Origin of the sequence: Streptococcus sp. 27098_8_73 (assembly GCF_041432495.1) — a bacterium.
Taxonomy (GTDB): domain Bacteria; phylum Bacillota; class Bacilli; order Lactobacillales; family Streptococcaceae; genus Streptococcus.
Genome location: NZ_JAPVZT010000023.1, coordinates 1 through 1,739, shown reverse-complemented (window position 1 = coordinate 1,739; position 1,739 = coordinate 1). Strand labels below are relative to the sequence as shown.

General features: G+C 45.5%; 1 pseudogene. It reads right to left on the bottom strand.

Annotated elements, in window-relative coordinates:
* A pseudogene (locus O3651_RS10045) lies at window positions 1-1,739 on the bottom strand (mucus-binding protein); the annotation flags it as partial.

Genomic DNA, 1,739 nt, shown 5'->3' with positions numbered 1-1,739 from the left:
GTTCCTGGTACATCTGGAACTACTGGAAGGTCAGTGCCTGGTTTCGTTGGATCTGTTGGATCGTTTGGATATGGAAGGTTTGGTACTTTTGGAAGTCCATCTGGTACATTTGGTACATATGAACCAAGTTTCTTGTATTGTACAACTTCTTCGCTATCCTTATCATCAGGAGTCACTGTCTTGGCTGCTACATTAGCCTTATCTGCCACAAATCCAGTCACAACTGGTGTAGCTTCTTGTGCCAATTCTTTCGTAGCTGGTGTCCATGGAGTGAAAGTCTTCTTGTCAGTTACACGATCGCGCTCACCTGTACGTGTGAAGGCTGCTTCTTGTGTTACTGGAGCTTTCAGAGCTGGACGGCCTGCTGTTTGACCATCTGCGTATTGATACTTGATGGTACGAGTCACCTTCTTGTTGAGTTCTGCCGGATCCTTGATTGCTTCTTTACCATGACGAAGAGTAACCACAAATTGTTGGTCCTTCTTATCATCGTTATCGAAGGTCTTAGGTCCCTTGAACTCATCGTTCACAACTTCGTAACCCTTGTCTGTCAATTCTTTCAGACGAGTTGCGTAGTTGGTTGTACCGATTGGCTCACCTGACTTACCGCTTTCAACTACCTTACCAACTTCCTTGTTGTTATCATCTTGGTCTACGAATGTGATAATCGCTTTTTGACCATCTTTAACGTAGTTGATTGGTGTATCCTGAGTTGGATCGTTTGGAATTGGTGGTGGGTTGTAACCCTTGCTTGGATCGCTCGGATCTTTCGGTGTCAATGGTGTTGTACCATCTGGGCCTACTGGTGTAGTTCCTGGTACATGTGGTACCACTGGAAGATCTGTTCCCGGCTTAGTTGGGTTATTTGGATCGTTTGGATATGGAAGGTTTGGTACTTTTGGAAGTCCATCTGGTACATTTGGTACGTATGAACCGAGCTTCTTGTATTGTACAACTTCTTCGCTGTTAGCGTCGCCAGCTTTCACTGTCTTCGCTGCTACATTGGCTTTATCTGCCACGAATCCAGTCACAACTGGTGTAGCTTCTTGAGCCAATTCTTTCGTAGCTGGCGTCCATGCGCCGAAGGTTTCAACGCCAGTTACACGGTTACGTTCACCTGTACGTGTGAAGGCTGCTTCTTGAGTCACAGGAGCTTTCAGAGCTGGACGACCCGCTGTTTGACCATCTGCGTATTGGTACTTGATGGTACGAGTAACCTTGCTATTCAATTTAGCTGGGTCTGTAATTGGCTCTTTACCTTGACGAAGAGTAACCACAAATTGTTGGTCTTTCTTATCATCGTTATCGAAGGTCTTAGGTCCCTTGAACTCATCGTTCACCACTTCGTAACCCTTGTCTGTCAATTCTTTCAGACGGGCTGCGTAGTTGGTTGTACCGATTGGCTCACCTGACTTACCGCTTTCAACTACCTTACCAACTTCCTTGTTGTTAGCATCTTGGTCTACGAAGGTAATAATCGCTTTTTGACCATCTTTAACGTAGTTGATTGGTGTATCCTGAGTTGGATCACTTGGAATTGGTGGTGGGTTGTAACCCTTGCTTGGATCGCTCGGATCTTTCGGTGTCAATGGTGTAGTACCATCTGGACCTACTGGTGTAGTTCCTGGTACATGTGGAATCACTGGAAGATCAGTACCTGGTTTGCTTGGATCTGTTGGATCGTTTGGATATGGAAGGTTTGGTACTTTTGGAAGTCCATCTGGTACATTTGGTACATA